This window comes from Actinokineospora sp. (assembly GCF_050699995.1).
GTDB lineage: Bacteria > Actinomycetota > Actinomycetes > Mycobacteriales > Pseudonocardiaceae > Actinokineospora.
Genome location: NZ_JBOHGC010000633.1, coordinates 1 through 1,615, shown reverse-complemented (window position 1 = coordinate 1,615; position 1,615 = coordinate 1). Strand labels below are relative to the sequence as shown.

The 1,615-nt window shown below is 69.5% G+C and carries 1 protein-coding gene; it reads right to left on the bottom strand.

What is annotated here, in order from left to right:
- Window positions 1-1,330, bottom strand: a 1,330-nt coding sequence (locus ACRDSQ_RS30445) for a hypothetical protein (protein ID WP_431425858.1), incomplete at its 3' end; no start/stop codon positions are given.
- Between the last annotated feature and the right edge of the window lie 285 nt (window positions 1,331-1,615).

Genomic DNA, 1,615 nt, shown 5'->3' with positions numbered 1-1,615 from the left:
AGGAGCTGATCGACAGCCCGGCCGGGAGACCGGTGGCCGACCAGGTGTACGGCGAGGTGCCGCCGGACGCGGTGTTGGTCTTGTTGACCGCGGTGCCCACGGTGCCCGTCTGGTTGCCCGGGTTCGCCACACTCACCCCGCTCGTGCCGCCGCCGGTGTAGAGGGTCAGGTTCCACTTCGCGAGGGCTTCGTTGACGGGCTGGTACACGGCGTTGTCGCCGGTGGGGCAGTTGTTGCCGTTGATGGCGCCCTCGTGCAGGCCGACTGCTTTGTCCCCGGCCAGCCAGACGCCGCCGGAGTCGCCGCCCTGGGAGCAGGCGGTGGTGACCGTCAGGCCTTCGACGACCACGCTGCCGTAGTCCATGGTGTGGTTGAGTTTCGTGACCCGGCCGCATTCCCAGTTGGGTGCGGTGTTGCCCGAGTGGCAGACCGTCTCGCCGACGATGGCGTCCTTCGATCCGGTCACGCTGATCGCGGGCTGGCCCCAGGTGTTGACCGCCGCCGACAGCGTCCAGCCCGTCTCGGTGACCGCGACGACCCCCATGTCGCCTTCGCGACCGTTGATGCTGCGCGACCCGCCGACGTTGCCGGTGCCGATCCGGTTCTGCTGTCCACTTTGGCCATACGCGGCCTGGTTGGCGTCGTTGGTGCAGTGCCCGGCGGTGAGGAAGTGCTTGCCGCCGTTGGCATCGGTGGCGGCGACGCCGACCGAGCACGCCGTTTCCGAGCCCGGCCACCAGCCGTCGCCCGGGTTGACTTCGCCCGCCTGCTGCACGGGCGAGGTGTTGGTCTCCTCGACCCGGACGCCGTCGAGCTTGCCCAGCTCACCCAGGAAGCCCTCGGTCGCCGCGGTCTTCTTCGTCGCGTTGACGCGCACCAGGACGTCGTTGCGAGCCTCGTCGACCCCGTAGCCGTTGAGGCCGGGGACGTCGGCCCCGAGCGCGGCGACCTTGGCCACCAGGGCGTCGAGCCGCGACTTGCTTCGCGTGACGAAGGCGGGTTGGGCGCCCGCGGCGCGCACCGCGTCGGCCGTGGCCTGGTCGGTGACCGCGACGGTCAACGCGCCGGTCTTGTCGTCGAACCACTTTCCGGGCGCCTGCCGCACGAGCGCCTCGGGCAGCCGGTCGAGCACCACCCGCGCCGCGGCCTGCTCGCCGAGCGTCTTGCGGGCCTGTTCCTGGCTGATGCCGAGGTCATGGGCGACCCCGGCGACCATGGCGGGTGGGAAGTCGTTCTGTGATGGCGGATCCGCGGCGTTGGCCGCACCTTGGCTGAGCACGATCGCGCCGGCGACGACGGCGGCCGCGCTCACCGAACTCAGAACTCTCACACGCATACGCATAACGGATGCGGCCTCCTAACGGGACAACTCTGCAGGGAGGCCGAACGTAAGCCGCGCAACGGAAGAAGAGAACGACATCGGGTTTTTAACAATTCAATCCGGGCTCAGAGCGGCGCCCGCGCCGAGGTCCGGAAGGCACCGGGGGTGCGACCGACGCGGTGGTGGAAGAACTTCGAGAAATTGGCGGCTGTGACATGGCGCCGCCTTCGGCGGCGCGGCTCGGTCGCTTTGATGGTGGCGTTTCGGGGGTCCCGCACGAACACTGCCAACTTC